This window comes from Alicyclobacillus sacchari, from assembly GCF_004366795.1.
Taxonomy (GTDB): Bacteria; Bacillota; Bacilli; order Alicyclobacillales; family Alicyclobacillaceae; genus Alicyclobacillus; species Alicyclobacillus sacchari.
Map to the genome: position 1 here is coordinate 246,859 of NZ_SORF01000004.1, position 16,958 is coordinate 263,816.

14 protein-coding genes and 1 rRNA gene are annotated in these 16,958 nt (G+C 54.2%); 5 read left to right on the forward strand and 10 right to left on the reverse strand.

Annotated elements, in window-relative coordinates:
• Positions 1 to 5: 5 nt before the first annotated feature.
• Both C7445_RS06130 and C7445_RS06135 read right to left on the reverse strand, forming a co-directional pair.
• Positions 6 to 1,793 carry an ABC transporter ATP-binding protein gene (locus tag C7445_RS06130; protein WP_134159159.1) on the reverse strand — a complete coding sequence of 596 codons (1,788 nt, stop codon included), beginning with the start codon at positions 1,791 to 1,793 and terminating at the stop codon, positions 6 to 8.
• 267 nt (positions 1,794 to 2,060) lie between these two features.
• Positions 2,061 to 2,960, reverse strand: a complete 900-nt coding sequence (locus C7445_RS06135; RefSeq protein WP_134159161.1) for a LysR family transcriptional regulator — start codon at positions 2,958 to 2,960, stop codon at positions 2,061 to 2,063.
• An 87-nt stretch (positions 2,961 to 3,047) separates the two neighbouring features.
• Between C7445_RS06135 and C7445_RS06140 the strand changes: the two genes are divergently transcribed.
• The 3 genes from C7445_RS06140 to C7445_RS06150 all read left to right on the forward strand — a co-directional run bounded on the left by C7445_RS06140 (position 3,048) and on the right by C7445_RS06150 (position 4,423).
• The gene (locus C7445_RS06140) at positions 3,048 to 3,488 is read left to right on the forward strand and encodes a CidA/LrgA family protein (protein ID WP_134159163.1); all 441 of its coding nucleotides are present in this window, start codon (positions 3,048 to 3,050) and stop codon (positions 3,486 to 3,488) included.
• A complete protein-coding gene (locus C7445_RS06145) occupies positions 3,485 to 4,162 on the forward strand; it encodes an LrgB family protein (RefSeq protein ID WP_243834992.1) in 678 nt (225 codons plus the stop codon). Before C7445_RS06140 ends, C7445_RS06145 begins: the two co-directional genes overlap by 4 nt.
• 66 nt (positions 4,163 to 4,228) lie before the next feature.
• Positions 4,229 to 4,423 carry a YjzC family protein gene (locus C7445_RS06150; protein WP_134159165.1) on the forward strand — a complete coding sequence of 65 codons (195 nt, stop codon included), beginning with the start codon at positions 4,229 to 4,231 and terminating at the stop codon, positions 4,421 to 4,423.
• A 36-nt stretch (positions 4,424 to 4,459) separates the two neighbouring features.
• Here C7445_RS06150 and C7445_RS06155 read toward each other — a convergent pair whose 3' ends face one another.
• Complete coding sequence (locus C7445_RS06155) at positions 4,460 to 5,815, reverse strand: DNA recombination protein RmuC (RefSeq protein ID WP_134159228.1); 1,356 nt, start codon at positions 5,813 to 5,815, stop codon at positions 4,460 to 4,462.
• A 194-nt stretch (positions 5,816 to 6,009) separates the two neighbouring features.
• Entirely contained in the window at positions 6,010 to 8,184 is a 2,175-nt protein-coding gene (locus C7445_RS06160) for an ATP-dependent Clp protease ATP-binding subunit (protein ID WP_134159166.1), read from the reverse strand.
• 224 nt (positions 8,185 to 8,408) lie between these two features.
• Here C7445_RS06160 and C7445_RS06165 point away from each other — a divergent pair, with 224 nt between their 5' ends.
• Entirely contained in the window at positions 8,409 to 8,939 is a 531-nt protein-coding gene (locus C7445_RS06165) for a hypothetical protein (RefSeq protein WP_208320847.1), read from the forward strand.
• A gap of 182 nt (positions 8,940 to 9,121) precedes the next feature.
• On the opposite strand, the gene ilvA is transcribed toward C7445_RS06165, so the two are convergent.
• Positions 9,122 to 10,378 carry a threonine ammonia-lyase gene (ilvA, locus tag C7445_RS06170; protein ID WP_243834993.1) on the reverse strand — a complete coding sequence of 419 codons (1,257 nt, stop codon included), beginning with the start codon at positions 10,376 to 10,378 and terminating at the stop codon, positions 9,122 to 9,124.
• Positions 10,379 to 10,432: 54 nt separating this feature from the next.
• Between ilvA and C7445_RS06175 the strand changes: the two genes are divergently transcribed.
• Positions 10,433 to 11,332, forward strand: a complete 900-nt coding sequence (locus C7445_RS06175) for a LysR family transcriptional regulator (protein ID WP_243834994.1) — start codon at positions 10,433 to 10,435, stop codon at positions 11,330 to 11,332.
• An 18-nt stretch (positions 11,333 to 11,350) separates the two neighbouring features.
• On the opposite strand, the gene prpB is transcribed toward C7445_RS06175, so the two are convergent.
• From prpB to rrf, 5 genes are all read right to left on the reverse strand, one after another.
• Positions 11,351 to 12,268 (reverse strand): methylisocitrate lyase, encoded by a 918-nt coding sequence (prpB, locus tag C7445_RS06180; RefSeq protein ID WP_134159174.1) that lies wholly within the window; start codon positions 12,266 to 12,268, stop codon positions 11,351 to 11,353.
• Between the two features lie 23 nt (positions 12,269 to 12,291).
• Complete coding sequence (locus tag C7445_RS06185; RefSeq protein ID WP_134159176.1) at positions 12,292 to 13,743, reverse strand: bifunctional 2-methylcitrate dehydratase/aconitate hydratase; 1,452 nt, start codon at positions 13,741 to 13,743, stop codon at positions 12,292 to 12,294.
• 85 nt (positions 13,744 to 13,828) lie between these two features.
• The gene (mmgD, locus tag C7445_RS06190) at positions 13,829 to 14,941 is read right to left on the reverse strand and encodes a citrate synthase (RefSeq protein ID WP_134159178.1); all 1,113 of its coding nucleotides are present in this window, start codon (positions 14,939 to 14,941) and stop codon (positions 13,829 to 13,831) included.
• Between the two features lie 295 nt (positions 14,942 to 15,236).
• The gene (locus C7445_RS06195) at positions 15,237 to 16,631 is read right to left on the reverse strand and encodes an MFS transporter (protein ID WP_134159180.1); all 1,395 of its coding nucleotides are present in this window, start codon (positions 16,629 to 16,631) and stop codon (positions 15,237 to 15,239) included.
• A gap of 238 nt (positions 16,632 to 16,869) precedes the next feature.
• A 5S ribosomal RNA gene (rrf, locus tag C7445_RS06200) occupies positions 16,870 to 16,958 on the reverse strand; the annotation flags it as partial.

A 16,958-nucleotide genomic window follows, 5' to 3' on the forward strand; every position in this document is an offset into this window, starting at 1 on the left:
GCCCATCACCCCCGTTCTTCCGTCGAGATCATCGCGTCGCGATCTTCCAGCGCATCTTCCCCGTATGCCTGCTGGCGCTCGTACTGTTTCGCGTACCAGCCACCCTGCGCCATCAAATCGGCAAACGTGCCTTCTTCGGCGATCCGCCCATCGTCCATGACGACAATCCAGTCAGCATGCGCGACGGCCGACATGCGGTGGCTTGCGATGAGCGTCGTCCTGCCTCGGCGAACCGAGCGGATCGACTCGATGATATGCGCCTCCGTACGAGCATCGACGGCCGACATGGCGTCGTCGAGAATGAGAATTTCGGGATCGATGAGTAAAGCACGCGCCAAGGCGATCCGCTGTTTCTGGCCGCCGGAAAGTGAAATCCCGCGTTCTCCAACCAACGTATCGAGGCCGTTTGGCAGTCGCGCAATGTCTTTGACAAAGTCCGCGAGACGCAGGGCTTCGAGCACTTCGGCGTCCGACGCATCGTGCCGGCCAAAGCGAACGTTGTCGCGGACGCTGCGCGAGAATAGCATCGGATTCTGCGGAACGTACCCCAGCCAGCCGTGTACGACATCCATGGCAATCTGTTCGATCCGCACGCCACTGATGGTCAGGGCGCCAGCTCGCGCTGGCGGATACTCGCGCAGCAGCTGACGAAGCAACGTCGATTTGCCACTACCGGTTCGCCCGACAATGCCAAGAGTTTCCCCCCGGCAAATCACAAGCTCAATATCTTGCAAGTTGTCGCGATCCGAAGTTGGATAACGAAAGGTGAGTTGTTCAAACCGAATGTCCTCTGGGCGCGCCACCTCTACGGTTGTCGGCGGATCGACGACATCCGGTTCGTACGCCAGTGTTTCGTTGACCCTGTCAAGGGACGCGTTCCCGCGCTGCATGATGTTGATCAACTGTCCGAAGGCGAGCATGGGCCAGATCAGCATGCCAAGATAGACGTTAAAGGACGTCAGTTGCCCAATTGTAAGCTGACTTTGAAACACGAGGTAGGTCCCATAGCCAAGGCCAATCAAATAGGTGATGCCGACAAGCATGCTGATGGTCGGATCGAACAACGCGTCAATGCGTGCCACCGCGATGTTTTTGCGGTAGACGTCCGCCATCGTCGCGGCAAACCGCTCCTCCTCGTGCTCTTCCTGGGCGTAGGCGCGGACAACGCGGATACCGGCTATCGTTTCCAGCACGCGATCATTCATATCGCCAAACGCGTCTTGCGCCAGTGTGAACCGCTCGTGCAGGACCTTCCCATACTTGGTCATTGCCAAGGCGATGAACGGCATCGGAATGAGCGAGAGCAGCGTCAACCGCCATCCATCCAGAGAACCCATGGTGACAAGGATGGTGGCTGAATAGGTTGTCGAGTCGATCAGCGTCAAAATGCCGAATCCAGCAGTCTGCGAGACGGCGTTCAAATCATTGGTCGATCTCGCCATCAAGTCACCCGTCCGATTTTGTTCGAAGAACCGCGGCGTCATGTTGAGAAAGTGCCGCATGAGCCGCTTACGCAGGGACAATTCGAGCACACGAGCCCCGCCATAGAGCTGATACTGCCAGGTGAAGCCACACGTATAACTGATGACGATGACAAGCGCCAAGGCGCCGATGAGATTCCACAACCTACCCACCGTCATTCCCCGCTGGTTCATCAGGTCAATGGCGTGCCCCACGATATCCGGTGGAGCGACCTCGACAAAGTTGAGAAATAAGAGTAAACCAACGGCAATTGCATAGCGCTTACGCTGTTGCCAAAAAAACCATCGCAACTTCATTAATACTTGAAACACGTTTCGTCCTCCTACACAAAAACGGCATACCTGACGCGGCATGCCGTACTTTCATTTGCAATCATGCAAATGAAAAACGCGAGCCGCGCCGGAACGCAACCCGCGATATGTACTCGTTTGCTCAAACTTCAGCGCAACGAGACGGAGGTCGCATTCCCGAGCAAATGACCATGGGAACCATTGCAATCATCAGCATACGAATCATGGGAATGCACACTCCTTTCGCATGAAGTCAGACTATAAAGTAACACTTTCTTTCTTCATTTGTCAATCCTGAGCAATTTCCAAAAACCGTTGTACCACACTGGAATCGTCCTCACGTCGCCACGCCAGCCCTAGTTCAACGACTGGTGCCTGGCCTTTGATGGACACGTATCGCACATCTCGCGCGTGGACGTTTTGCGTGGCTTTTGGCAAGATACTCACACCCATTCCAGCCGCGACAAGCCCTACGGCTGTTTGAACTTCCGTCACTTCGAGGCGGATCGTCGGGCCGAAGCCAGCTGCCCGGCACAGCGTGACGACACTGTCATAAAGCCCCGGCCAGATCGATCGCGCGACCAGCACCAGGGGCTCGTCTCGCAAGTCCGACATGTACACCCCATCCTGTTTCGCCAAAACACTGCCAACAGGCAAGACAACCACGCACTCGTCCCGTCGGATCGAGCGCACATGCAAATCCGGGTGCGCAGCTGGAGTACGCAGCACCCCAACATCAATGGTACCAGAGAGTAAAGCCTCCATTTGAGCCGGTGTCGGCATTTCCCGCAGGATGAGTTCCACCCCAGGGCAAACGTCTTGATAGCGGCGGATGACAGGTGGTAGCCAGTCATACGTGGCCGATCCGACAAAACCGACGACCAGTTTGCCAATGGCTCCGGACGCAGCCTGACGCGCTGTCTCTGTTGCCGCCTGCAGTCGTGCCAACACCTGGCGTATCTCCGCTACATAGGCCCTCCCCGCGTCGGTCAAGCGCACTTTCCGGTTGGTTCGATCCAATAGGCGGACACCCAGTTCATCTTCCAACTGACGAATCTGCTGGCTTAAAGGAGGCTGCGTCAGGCCCAGGCGTTTGGCGGCACGGCCAAAATGCAATTCTTCTGCGACCGCGATGAAGTATTCAAGTTGACGAAGTTCCGTGGTTGTCACCCCCGCGTAATGATTCATTTTACAACTTATTCACTTATGATTTATATATTAGACCTTCTAATCCAACGGGCGTAAGCTAAATACGGAAAGGAAGTGGTGACACCAATGCAACACTGGTCATGGATGCGGCAAAAAACGGTTTCCTTTGTGGTGATCGTACTGCAAATTGCAATTCTATATGGGCTGGCCGACGTCGGCGGACTGATTTCAAAACTGCTGCACACGCCCGTTCCCGGCAGCATTTTCGGACTCATGTTATTGTTTTTGTTGTTGCAATTTCGGGTGTTAAAACTCGAGTGGATCGCCCGGGGAGGCGAACTTTTAATACGCGAGATGCTATTGTTCTTCGTTCCTTCCTCCGTAGGCATTATGACCTATGGACACCTGATGCTGCATGAAGGCCTGCAAATCTTGGTCACCATCGTCACCAGTACAGCGATTGTCATGCTTGTCACTGGCACCATAGCCGATAACATCTGGAACGCAAGGCAAAGACACCGCAGCCAGCGGATGGCACATCACGATGCAAGCGAGGTGGCATCATGATGACGTGGCTGGGTATCGTATCGACCCTAATTTGTTATTGGGTTTGCAAAAAATTGTATCAACGGTTTCACTACGTGTTTTTCAACCCTGTGCTTACGTGTCTGGCCGTGCTGATCACATTTCTCGCGCTAACTCACGTTTCGTACCATACCTATTTGGCAAGCGGGAAATGGCTGACGGACATGCTCAGCCCGGCGACGGTCGCTTTGGCGATACCCCTATATCGGAATGTGCACATCTTCAAAACGCACTGGCTCGAATTTCTTGTCAGCCTCATCTGTGGCGCTGCAGCCGCTATCGTGTCGTCCATCCTGCTTGCGCGGCTCATGCGCCTTGGCGGGATGATTGCAATCAGTGTTGCGCCCAGATCCGTGACCACGCCTATTGCCATGGACATTTCGCAAACCATCGGCGGCATTCCAACGCTGACTGCTGTATTCGTCATCATTACTGGCATTTCCGGTGTCGTCATCGGGCCCCTTATGATCCGCTACGTGCGCATTCGATCCGCCGTTGCCAAGGGTGCCATCTTCGGCATGGGATGCCACGGCATTGGCACGGCACGTGCCTTTGAAATAGGGCAAATGGAAGGCACCTGCTCCAGCCTGTCCATGGTGATTGCCGCGTTCATGACACTGGCGCTCGCTCCAAGCCTTGTGCCGTTGCTTACGTAGCATGCCGCGAATCACCAGACATGCGAACCGCAAACGCGGTTGACACTAGGCGTGAGGTGATGATACATGGGCGAACGTTCCGAGTTTACCCCCGGCTACGAAGCACCAAACAACGGCGTGTACATTGAAGTAGGAGCACACCCGGACAGTGGGGATCTGCATCACCCACGCCGTGTGTATTTGCACAAAGGAGAACGGTTTCCAGAAACGACAAACGACGACCGAAAGTGGCGCCGCATCAAAACGAATAAAAAGCACTGATCGCAGGCTGCCGCAAAGGATGCCGGCAACACGCCGTCATCCTTTGCTTTCCAGCCACGTTGGTTCCTCTGCCAAAGGGCTCGCCTCCACAGAGCGCAGTTGACGCTCAATTGCGCGCGAGCGAACGGTTGCCTTGTCAATCGTGTTACTCGCCTCCAGCAGTTTTTTCTGCGTCTTTTCAAGAACATCCCCGAACTTCCCAAACTCGGATTTGACGACACCCAACAGTTTCCACACCTCGCTCGAACGCTTCTCGATGGCCAGCGTTCGAAATCCAAGCTGCAAACTGTTGAGCAAGGCCGTGATCGTTGTCGGGCCCGTGATGATGACGCGATACTCCCGCTGCAATGTCTCCCAGAGGCCGGAACGACGCAACACCTCGGCAAACAACCCTTCTACTGGCAAAAACATGAGGGCAAAATCTGTCGTCATCGGTGGGTGTATGTATTTGTCGTGAATCGACTTCGCTTCTAGTTTCATGCGATTTTCCAAAGCCTTTGCCGCCTCTCTCAACAGTTCGAGATCGCCCGCTTCCTGCGCCTCCTGCAGGCGTTGATAATCGTCGAGAGGAAACTTAGCATCAATCGGCAGCCAAACGGGTGCCTCACCGTCATCTTTTCCCGGTAAGCGCACAGCGAAGTCAACCCGCTCCTGCGAGTCCTGTCGAATCGCGACCTGACGCGCATACTGTTCGGGGCTCAGAATCTGTTCGAGGATTGTCTCCAGCTGTAATTCTCCCATGGTCCCCCGGGATTTCACGTTCGAGAGCACCTTCTTCAAGTCGCCCACCCCAGCCGCGAGCGACTGCATCTCGCCCAAACCTTGGTGAACCTGTTCCAACCGCTCACTGACCAGCTGGAACGATTCCCCGAGCCGCCGTTCGAGGGTTTGATGCAGCTTCTCGTCCACAGTCATGCGCATTTGTTCGAGCTTGTTACTGTTTTCCTCTTGTAAATAACGCAGACGGCGCTCCACAGCTTCGCGCAACTGCTCCAATTGGCTTGCGTTGAGCTGAGCCAAGTCAGCCAGTTGTTTGCTGAACGAGTCGAGCATGCCTTTCTGTTGCCTCGACATCTCGCCAATGGCGTCGATCAAGCCCTGCTGTTGCAGCGCGATCGCCTGAGCGGTCCGATTGGAACCATCGGAAAGCGTGCGTATCAACGATTGGCTCAGACCCTGTACCTGTGTCGTCAACTCCATTCTGGCTTCACGTGCCGCTCGGTTCGACTCCTCGCGGCTCGCCGTGATTTCTTCGCGCAAGCCGCGTTCTAAGCGCTCAAAGTGCGCGCCCAACTCCCGGTCAGCTTTTGGAGATGCACTGCCGCGGACTGCCACAAGCCATATGAGCAAGATGAAATTGCCCAACGAAATCAGGGCGATTGCTGTATTCATCACGATCCTGCCGCCTCCCTGGTACCATATCTCTTTTCATTCCATCATAGAGAGATTGCAAGACGGGGGAAAGTGCAACCGCAAATATTGACGGCACAGAACGCCTGACTTGAACGGGTGACCCGTTGCATGAGAGCCCTCATCAACAAACGATGGCCCCATCTGAGGAGGCCATCGTTGTACCTGATCTGCTTTTATATTGTCGGAGAAGCCACGACTGGTTCGACCACCAGCGAACCATCCTTGCCGTCGATGCATACGCCTTGTACGTGCTCGTGATCGATTAACAAATCGGCGATGCGGTCTTCGACCAAATCCTGAATAGCCCGCCGCAGTGGACGTGCCCCAAGTGTCGAGTGATACCCACGTGCAGCCAACACCTTCACGGCATCATTCGTCCAAGACAAATCGACACCTTGCTCCGCCAACCATTGCTTGCGCTCATCGAGGAACAACTCGACAATCCGTTCGATATCTGCTTGGACGAGCTGAGAGAACTCCACGATCGCGTCAAAGCGGTTGAGGAACTCCGGTTTGAAGTAGGCGGTCAGATGGTCCGCACTCGACTCGGTCGAGACCTCGCGCTTGTCGTCCCCGAGTGCAAAGCCAACTGTCGCTTTTCGCTCCATGACACCTGCGTTGCTCGTCATGATGAGAATCGTGTCCTTGAAGCTGACCGTGCGCCCCTGGCTGTCGGTGAGGCGCCCATCCTCCATGATTTGCAGGAAGATGTGCTGCACGTCAGGGTGAGCCTTTTCGATCTCGTCGAGCAAGATTAGGCTGTACGGCTTTCTCCGCACTTGCTCGGTCAGCTGGCCAGCTTCTTCATATCCTACATATCCCGGAGGCGAACCAATCAACTTGGATACTGCGTGCTTCTCCATGTATTCACTCATATCGAGCCGGATCATGGCATCCTTCGAGCCAAACAACCGCTCGGCCAAACGCTTAGCCAATTCCGTTTTCCCAACACCCGTCGGACCGACAAATAGGAACGAACCAATGGGCCTATCACCTTTGCGCAAACCGACGCGACTGCGGCGCACAGCCTTAGCCACCTGCTTAACCGCCTGTGGCTGTCCAATGACATATTGCGCCAGGTCTTCTTCCAAGTGGCGCAACTTATTCTGTTCGTCCGTTTCGACCTTGGTCACCGGGATACCGGTCTTCCCTTCTACGATCGCGGCGATATCTCGTTCCGTCACGACTGGCCGCTCCTGTTTCGCACCTTGCGCCTGCAAGCTTGCCAACTGCTCGCGCAGTCGCGTCTCTTCGCGGTGCAGTTCGGCTGCCCGCTCGTACGCCTCGACGCGTGCCGCCTCCGCTTTCTCGCGTGCAATGGCCGTGAGCCGGGCCTCAATGTCATTTGCATCGCCATCTGCCTGAGCTAAATTCGCCTTTGACCCAGCCTCGTCCATCAGGTCGATAGCCTTGTCCGGGAGAAAACGATCCGCAATATAGCGCTGCGACAACGTCACACAAGCGCGAACCGCGTCTTCCGTGAATTGAACGTGATGAAACTCCTCATACTTAGGACGAATCCCCTGCAAGATTGCAATGGCCTCTTCGACGCTCGGTTCGTTGACCGTCACCGGTTGAAACCGACGTTCCAAGGCAGCGTCCTTTTCAATCTGCCGGTACTCTTTCAACGTCGTCGCACCAATCACTTGCAAGTCGCCCCGCGCAAGCGCCGGCTTGAGGATGTTACCCGCATCCATCGAGCCTTGTGCGGATCCGGCACCGACGAGCAGATGAATCTCGTCGATAAACGCGATCACGTCGTCACGCGACTCCAATTCGCGGATCAGACCCTGCATACGCTCTTCAAATTGGCCGCGAATACCCGTGTCCGCAACCAACGATGCCACATCGACGGCATAGATCTGCTTGCCACGAAGTTTGCTCGGCACCTGACCCTGGACAATGCGCAAGGCCAAGCCTTCAACTACTGCCGTTTTACCGACACCCGGTTCGCCAATGAGCACTGGATTGTTTTTGTTGCGGCGATTCAAGATTTCAATGGTGCGCGCAATTTCCTTGTCACGCCCGATGAGTGGATCGATCCGCCCGTCGGCGGCGAGTTGGGTCAAGTTGCGGCCGAATTGGTCAAGAAAACCGCCGCCACCTCCCGAGGCTTGTGTACGAACCTGTGTCTCTCGCGGCATACGGGCAAACTGACCAAATAACTCATTCATTCCTGGAAACGCAGAACCGAAATCAAAGCCGCCGCCCAATCCGTGTGGCAGCGTATAACCTGCTTGAACTTTGGCCATACATTCAGCGCACAAATGCATCTCAAATACTTGCTGGTTGCGCTGCGTCCGAATGTGTGCTGTTGCAGGACGTTCCTGACATAGATTGCACTTCATGATGATTGACCTCCCTTATACAGCATGTCAGTCCTAAAATCTCGATTCATCATCAATTGACTTTAACTATCTTTGACTAATAAACCACGCGTTTGACTTTGACTATCCTTGACCTTATTATAACGCAACCGTACAAAGTTGCAACACATTTTTTGTGTTTTGTCTGGCCGTCGCGCGATGATATTCGGTATGATGGGTACAATCAAAGCGAGAGGTGAAACATCGTGATCGTCATTTTACTCGTCGTGATCGTGATTTTGCTTGTCGTGTTGTTGGCAAGGCGAAATCAAGGCAGCAACGGATATCGAAGAGGGCCGTTTCAAAACAATGGGTTCCGCGATAACCAGTACTATGATGTGACTCCGCCTTATAACAATCCGGGCTATACCAGCGGCTTTGGACGGACCGGGTCGTTTCTCGGCGGCATGGCGGCTGGTGCGTTGCTCAGTTACCTGTTAGAACAGGGCCGAATCGACATGATGCAATACGACATGTTTCGCCAGATGGAAGATCAGCAGATGATGAACGAGCTGATGCAACAGAACATTATTCAGCAGGATGAGATCGATCAGCTGCAACGAGAAATTGGCATGGATCAATATGGTGGCGCAGATTGGAGCCATGGCCCCTACGATCAAGGTCCGTATGGCGACACAGGTCCAAACAATTGGGACAACCAAGTGGACTTCCCCACGAACGATGACCCATTTCAAAACGATTCGTTCAATGATAATAATGGGGACAATTGGGTTTAATTGAGATATAATACCCAATCCCCAATCTTCGGCCTTTACCTTTCGCTGGACGTGGAACTTGACCGCTTTTATCCATGTGTCTTGCGAAGGTAAAGGCCTGTGTTTCGTCTACCCCGGCTTGGCCTGCCTAGCCCGCCCCCGGGCTCCTGGACATTCGACATCGCATCGCACAATTTCTTCTGTCAGTCGCGAATGGTCGGCGTGTACCCTGCCTGTCTCAATGCCTCACATAGAAGCTGAATATGAGCGTGATCGCGGGTTTCCAAATCGATCTCCACTTCTGTCTGCCCAAGGTGAATGTGCGATCCGACGCGCTGATGATGTACAGTCAACACGTTGGCGCGAAGCTGGGCTACGATGTCCAGCACATCCCGCAAGGCACCAACCCTGTCCTGAATGGTCACGGCCAGGCGCAGATAACGGCCGGCTTCCGTCAAGCCATGCTCAATAATCCGCGACAACACGACGACGTCGACATTGCCGCCCGAGAGAACGCAGACAACCTTCCCGAGGTTGTTCGGGATTTTCCTAAAGATTGTGGCCGCAATGCCTGCCGCGGCGGCACCTTCGGCGACAAGTTTGCAACGCTCAAGTAGATAAATCATCGCCCGCGCGATCTCGTCCTCATCCACCGTGACAATATCGTCGACGTAGCTTCTGGCGAGTTCAAACGTCAATGCCCCAGGCCGCTTGACCGCGATACCATCGGCAATCGTGGGTTGACCCTGAACGGCGTCGATTCTCCCCAGTTCGCGTGCATGGACGAACGATGGCACAGCCTGTGCCTGGACGCCGATGATCTTGATGTCTGGTCGTTGCGACTTGACCGCCAATGCAATCCCGGACGCAAGGCCGCCGCCGCCCATCGGAATGACGATGGCTCCGACATCCGGCAGCTGTTCGAGAATTTCCAGGCCAATGGTCCCCTGCCCTGCAATGATGTGAGGATCATCGAAAGCATGGATATAGGTGAGCCCTTCTGTATCCGCCAATTGCTTGGCATGTGCATACGCCTCGTCGTAATCGTTTCCGTGTAAAACGACCCGCGCCCCATAGCGCTGCGTCGCCATCACCTTAGCAAGACTAGCGCCTTCAGGCATGACAATGGTACACGGGACACCTCTCCCGCGAGCGGCGTATGCGACGCCCTGTGCGTGATTGCCTGCCGAAGCCGCAATCACGCCGCGAGCCTGCTCGTCTGCGGTCAGGGTTGAAATCTTATTGTAAGCCCCTCGCAACTTAAAGGAGCCCGTTTTCTGCAGGTTCTCGAGCTTTAGGTAGACATCATTGGCGGAGAGATGCGAAAACGTCTCCGAGTGGTCGAGCGGCGTGTATAGGACGCGATCGCGCAACCGCTCGCGAGCCGCTTCAATATCTGCCGCCTTCGGTGCAACTAGATTGAACAAGTAGGTGGCCTCCTTTACCTCCGGCAAACGCATGGAAACAGCGCACGTGATACAATAGCGCCGTCAGCACGATGGAAGGTGATCGGCGTGATTGAGTTCAGACATCTCCGCTATTTTGTCGCGGTCGCTGAGGAGTTGAACTTCAGCCGGGCGGCCGAGCGGTTACACATGTCACAATCGCCATTAAGCCGGCAGATTCGAGAGCTGGAAGAGATGCTAGGATTTCCGTTGTTCGCGCGGGATCGCCATCACGTCGAGCTGACGGCCGCGGGACAAGTCTATCTGGACAAAGCCCGTGAGATCCTCACCGCGATGGAACAGGCTCGACGCGAAGCCGAGCAGTTTCACGCAGGATTAAAAGGCAGCTTGTCAATTGGCTTTGTCGGATCCCTGACGTATCGCCTTGCATCGCTTCTCCGGGCGTTTCGTCTACGTTTTCCCGAGGTTCACATCGAACTGCGCCAAATGAAAAGCATGGAGCAAATGCAGGCACTCTATGATGGGAAAATCGACGTCGGTCTCGTGCGCGGTGCAATTGCCAACCCCAACTTGGTGTGCGAAGCAATCGCCGAAGAGCCGTTGGTCGCAGCTCTGCCTGGATCACACCCGCTCGGGCACCAGTCGACGGTCTCGCTCGATGATCTCGCACCGCATCCGTTCATTCTCACTCCATATCGCAGCGGATCGGGTTACTACGAAATTGTAACACGGTGCTGCAAGGAAGCCGGATTTGTCCCACGAGTGGCGGTAGAAGCTCCGGAAATCCTGACGATTGTAGCATTTGTGGCGGCAAACATGGGCGTCGCGTTAATCCCCGAATCGTTCACACATTTGCGTGCGGACGGTGTTACCTACTTACCGCTTCAGTCCAACTGCACGTGGAACATATCCATCATCGCCAACGCCCATGGCCCCAAGCAGATTTTGGTTGAGCACTTCCTGGCACATGCTCGCGAAGATGTGCAATCAGAACGTGCCTTCAAATGAAGGGACAGTCACATCAGATCACTTTTTCTTCATATGGCCTTCCAACACAGTCTGCGCGATGTGCGTGTCAAGGGCTTCATAATCGTAATAACGGATGGCTTCATACAAAGCCTGCCGCGTAAACATGGCTGGCTCGAACGACTGTTGCGTACCACTTTCAGCGAGCTCTTGATACACTAGTTCCACCGCGCGCGCCGCGACGCGCAAACTCGTCACCGGATAAATCACCATACGATAGCCCCAAGCCTGGAACTGATCAGCCGTGTAGTAAGGTGTTCTCCCGAATTCCGTCATATTGGCCAAAAGTGGTGCCTGTACACGCTCCGCCACGTACCGGAATTCTTCCTCACTCGCCAAGGCTTCGGGGAAGATCGCGTCAGCTCCCGCTTCGACGTATCGGTTTGCCCGCTCGATCATCGCGTCGATACCCTCCACGCTTTTGGCGTCTGAACGGGCCACGACAACAAGAGTTGGAGCGGCGGTCTTCAACATGCGGATTTTCTCGATCATCTCGGACGGGGCAACGACCTGTTTGCCGTTCAGATGTCCGCACTTTTTCGGCATCACTTGATCTTCTATCTGTACGGCCGCCACTCGCGCCTCCAGCATTTCTTTCGCTGTTCTCGCGACGTTGAGAACGCCGCCATACCCCGTGTCGATATCGACCAACAAAGGCAACCCAGATGCGCGAATGATATCCGCCGCGCGTTCCGCCACCTCGTTGGAATAGACGACGCCGAGGTCTGGCAGACCCCGACTTGCCGTATACGCCGCTCCCGAGAGATACAGGGCTTCAAAACCAACCTGTTTGGCGATGCGCGCCGCCAACCCGTCATGTGCGCCGGGGATTTTGAGTATCTGAGCTTGTGAAATTCGCTGCAAAAACTGTTGCGCTAGTTCTTCCTGACTAGGTTGCTGTTCAACCAACCAGGCCACGGGCCATCCCTCCTTGAAACACGTTACATGACAAACAATTGGACGAACTCATCGACACCCATTTCGTACAAGGATGATGTATCAAGACATTGGTCGACGATGCGCTCGACGCGCTTTTGCGGAAACCGGGTGGCCAAATTGCCCCGGAACTTCTCGACAATCTTCGGCAGTCCTTCCGCACGACGCCGACGGTGGCCAATCGGATACTCGCACACGACCTTCTCCGTGCTTGTTCCGTCCTGGAAAAACACCTGTACGGCGTTCGCGATGGAACGCTTGTCGGGATCGAGATAATCACGGCTGTATTGCGCATCCTCAACAACTTCCATGCGTTCGCGCAGCCAGTCGATGCGCGGATCTCGCGCCGCCTCGTCCTCGTAATGGTCCGCCGTCAGATGTCCATACAAAAGGCCAATCGCCGTCATATACTGCAGACAGTGATCGCGATCCGCCGGATTATGCAAGGGCCCCTTCTTGTCAATGATACGAATCGCCGACTCGTGGGTCGTAATGACAATCCGCTCGATGTCGTCGATTCGATCCACAATCTGTCCGTGCAGTTGAATCGCACATTCGACTGCTGTTTGGGCGTGAAACTCAGCCGGAAAGGAAATCTTAAACAACACGTTCTCCATGACGTACGACGCGAGCGGCCGTGCCAGCACAATCTCCTTGCCGCCCATGACGACGTCCTGGAATCCCCACTTCGGTGCAGTGAGCGCGTTTGGATAGCCCATTTCGTCCCGGAGCGCCATGAAGGCAAGCCACACGGCACGGCTTGTCGCATCACCAGCGGCCCATGATTTGCGCGATCCGGTATTCGGTGCATGGCGGTACGTGCGAAGTGGCCCATTATCGATCCAGGCGTTTGAGACAGCATTCAGGACCTGCTCCCGATTACCGCCAAGCATCGCTGTCGCGACCGCTGTAGAAGCGACTTTGACAAACAGGACGTGATCAATGCCTCTGCGGTTCAAACTGTTTTCGAGCGCCAACACACCCTGGATTTCGTGTGCCTGTACCATACGCTCAAGCAACTGCCTAATGGTCACGGGCGACTTGCCATGTAACCGATTTTGACGGCTCACATAATCGGCCGTAGCCAAAATTGCGCCTAGATTGTCAGACGGATGCCCCCATTCAGCCGCTAGCCATGTGTCGTTAAAGTCCAGCCAGCGAATCATGACGCCTATATGAAATGCCGCTTGCACGGGGTCTAACTCGTATTTCGTACCCGGTACCCGAGCGCCCCACGACACACTCAGGTTCGGTATATAAGGCCCAATGTGTTTCGCACATTCAGGGAACCGCAAGGCCAACATACCCACGCCCAGTGTGTCCATGAGCACATAACGCGCTGTTTCAATGGCCTCTTCGCTCGCCTGCCCCAATTGCAGGGCGTAATCCGTGATTTTGACAAGAACGTCATCTACCGTACCGCGATGATTGTCATGCACTGCATCCTCAATGCCCATTGCCTTTAAACACCCTCCGTATCATCCTGGCTATAAGTTGCGAGTCGATCATCGATGCGACTGATGAAGTTGTAACGATCGCGTGTTAAACGTGGTACCCGCGTGGGCCCGTATAGAAGACACGCGGTCTAAACAGACGATTATGCGCCAACTGTTCCGTGACGTGAGCTGCCAGCCCTACGACGCGGGCTGCAAAAAACACAGGCGTAAACAGTTCGACCGGAATGCCTAGCAGATGCATGACAGGTGCCGCATAGTAGTCCAGATTGGGGAACAGACCTTTCTCTTCACGCACAATCTCTTCCCCCACAACACACATACGATACAAACGATCATCGCCTGAGGCCTCGACCATTTCTTTCAAAGCCTCTTTCATCAGAAGGGCACGTGGATCGCTCTTGCGCATGTACACGCGGTGCCCAAATCCCATGATTTTCTCCTTATTCGCGAGTTTCACCCGGATGAGGCGTTCAAATCCTTCCACCGTCTGCGCTTCGAGGAGCATATTCATAACCGCCTCGTTCGCGCCTCCGTGCAAAGGTCCCTTCAGTGATGCCACAGCACCAGTAAGTGCCCCATACATGTCCGATTGGGTCGAGGCAATGACGCGAGCTGCGAATGTGGAATTGGGTAGTTCGTGTTCACAGTAAACCATCAAAACCTGGTTGTAATAGCGTTCCTCTGCGGCAGTAGGTATGCGCTTCGTGATCATATATAAGCCATTCGCAACAAACGATAAGTCTGGCCGCGGCTTCACAGCGCCTTCTCCGCGGCCAATGTGATAGCTGTTCGCTACAATCTGTGGCACTTGTGCAAGCAAACGGAGCGCTCGGCGTCGATTGGCCTCTATCGAGGAAACCAAGAGATCTGGATCAAAACCTGAAAGCGCAGATACGCCAGTTCGCAGCGCGTCCATCGGATGTGTTGATGCCGGCAAACTGCCTAAGATAGTATAAATGGCTTCCGGGAGCTCGTCCTGCTCGGACAAAGCACGTTCAATCCCCTCCCGTTCATCGGCCGAAGGCAGCCGTCCATCCAATAACAAACCGATTACATCGACATAAGACAATTTCTTGGCGAGATCAATTAAGTCGTATCCTCGTATCACAATCTCCTCGTGTTCCACATCCAGATACGATATAGACGTTTCACACGCGATCACATTCTCTAATCCCGGTTTATACGATTCGATGGACATCGTCTCATCTCCCCATCACGTGCTTACCAACACCAATGTAACCGTTTCTGGATACTTGCGCTAAGATCCGCTGAGACTATAGTTAGACGTGCAAAATCCATGCTCGCTCACCGTCGCGTAACACTGTCGTACGGCGTTGGCATCAGCTGCAGCCGGGGTGCCCGGGTTCGTGTGCGGGCCCAACTTCGGCTTGCAGAGTGGCATAGGAGCGCTTGTGAGCGTGTGTGCACCTAATAAACAGGGCTATCCCGCAGCCATCTAAAATGCCTGGGATAGCCGAAAGATGCGACTCATGTCAAAGGTGCAACGACGGATCGGACGCCGTCGAAGGAATATTACCCTCGAGGACCACTCGTTCATTGACATCTTCAAGCGCCATGCCAGAAGTTTTGGGTCCAAATGCTGCTATGTCGATCATGATCACGATCATCGCGATTGCGACGACACTGAACATCGCAGTGGCGCCGTCAGCCTTCAGAACAGGCAGCAAGATAAAAGGCATCAATCCACTCATCAGTCTGCTTAAGCTGTAAGCGGAACCAGCTGCCGTTGCTCGAATGGAGGTCGGGTAGATTTCCGCCTGAAAGATGTGATATGCATTCGAGAAAATATTGCTGACGAGCGTATATAAGAAACCAAATACGATGATCAGTGTTGGGCTTGACGACATACCGAACAGAATTCCGAAAAGTGCCATAAAAAATGCTGCACAGACAATCAGCCATTTGCGGTGAAAACGCTCAATGATCGGCAACGACAGCAGCGAACCAATGGGGTAACCTAAGAACGACAACGTGATATACGTCAGCGAGGTCGTGATCGTAACTCCTTTGGCCGCGAGAACAAGTGGGACTAGGGTTCCAAAACCGTAATAGCCGAGGGTTTGCAGGATCTGAAATACCCATAACATCACTGTCCGCTTTGCAAATCCTTGAGCGAAGAGCGTTGACAGAGGCAGCTTCCGGGGCTCCACAAATATCTCGTCCGGGTTGACAGGCTTTTGCGCATCCTTGACGTGCACTTCAAACCTCTCAACGATTTTGTTTGCTTCCTCGGCGCGTCCCACCGATTCCAGCCATCGCGGCGACTCAGGCAACCAGCGCTGCATGGACCAAACGATGATGGCGCCGAGCGATCCGATGATAAAGAGCCACCGCCAACCCGCCATCCAATAATGTGTAGGAACGATTCCCCGCGCCAGAAAACCCTCGACGGGCGTGGAGCAAAACTGAAGTGTGTAGGCCCAAGCCATCGTCCTTCCACGTCTGTATGCCGGGAGTACTTCGCTGAGATACGTATCACATAGAGGCGGCAGGCCACCAATGCCTAACCCTGCTAGAAAGCGAAATACAATTAGGAACGTAACATTTGGACTAAATGCCGCGATGAACGTAAACGTCGAATATATGGATAGGACAAACATGAATGCACGCTTACGTCCAATCCTATCTGCCAATCCGTTCAATACAATGGCGCCAATAAACATACCGACAAATGCTGATGCCAATACAATCGGAAGAATACTGCTGCTCAGATGAAACTGTTTCGTGAGTACAGCACTTAAAACACCCGCGAGATAAACATCGAATAGTTCGAAAAATAGGCTCAAACCGACGACCGTGGCAATCTTTTTGTGCAACGAAGTAACGGGCAGCCCATTCAGTCGCGCTGCAATCGCATAATTTTGCATGATTCTTTTTACTCCTCCTTTTCACCTACAACACGTCGATCCAAGTACAATTTCGTTGCTCGGAACTTTCGTCCATACAATAGCGCTTACATCTATATTCTATGAGTCCATCCTTCATCCTTGTTCAATACTCCTTCGCTCCTCCCCCTCGCACCACGCTTCAATTTCCAGAGAGGTTGGAGATCTGCACATAAAACAAAACAGAGCCAGGCCTTCTGGCCTGACTCTGTTCTCTCTTGCCTGGCAACGACCTACCTTCCCAGTCCCTCTCGAGACAAGTATTCTCGGCGCTGGAGGTCTTCACGTCCGTGTTCGGGATGGGTACGG

Bases quoted from the DNA above. Each gene is read 5' to 3' on its own strand.
- C7445_RS06135 (WP_134159161.1), bottom strand. From the start codon at position 2,960: ATGAATCATTACGCGGGGGTGACAACCACGGAACTTCGTCAACTTGAA.
- C7445_RS06140 (WP_134159163.1), top strand. From the start codon at position 3,048: ATGCAACACTGGTCATGGATGCGGCAAAAAACGGTTTCCTTTGTGGTG.
- C7445_RS06145 (WP_243834992.1), top strand. From the start codon at position 3,485: ATGATGACGTGGCTGGGTATCGTATCGACCCTAATTTGTTATTGGGTT.
- C7445_RS06150 (WP_134159165.1), top strand. From the start codon at position 4,229: ATGGGCGAACGTTCCGAGTTTACCCCCGGCTACGAAGCACCAAACAAC.
- C7445_RS06155 (WP_134159228.1), bottom strand. From the start codon at position 5,815: ATGAATACAGCAATCGCCCTGATTTCGTTGGGCAATTTCATCTTGCTC.
- C7445_RS06160 (WP_134159166.1), bottom strand. From the start codon at position 8,184: ATGAAGTGCAATCTATGTCAGGAACGTCCTGCAACAGCACACATTCGG.
- ilvA (WP_243834993.1), bottom strand. From the start codon at position 10,378: ATGCGTTTGCCGGAGGTAAAGGAGGCCACCTACTTGTTCAATCTAGTT.
- C7445_RS06185 (WP_134159176.1), bottom strand. From the start codon at position 13,743: ATGGGCATTGAGGATGCAGTGCATGACAATCATCGCGGTACGGTAGAT.
- mmgD (WP_134159178.1), bottom strand. From the start codon at position 14,941: ATGTCCATCGAATCGTATAAACCGGGATTAGAGAATGTGATCGCGTGT.
- C7445_RS06195 (WP_134159180.1), bottom strand. From the start codon at position 16,631: ATGCAAAATTATGCGATTGCAGCGCGACTGAATGGGCTGCCCGTTACT.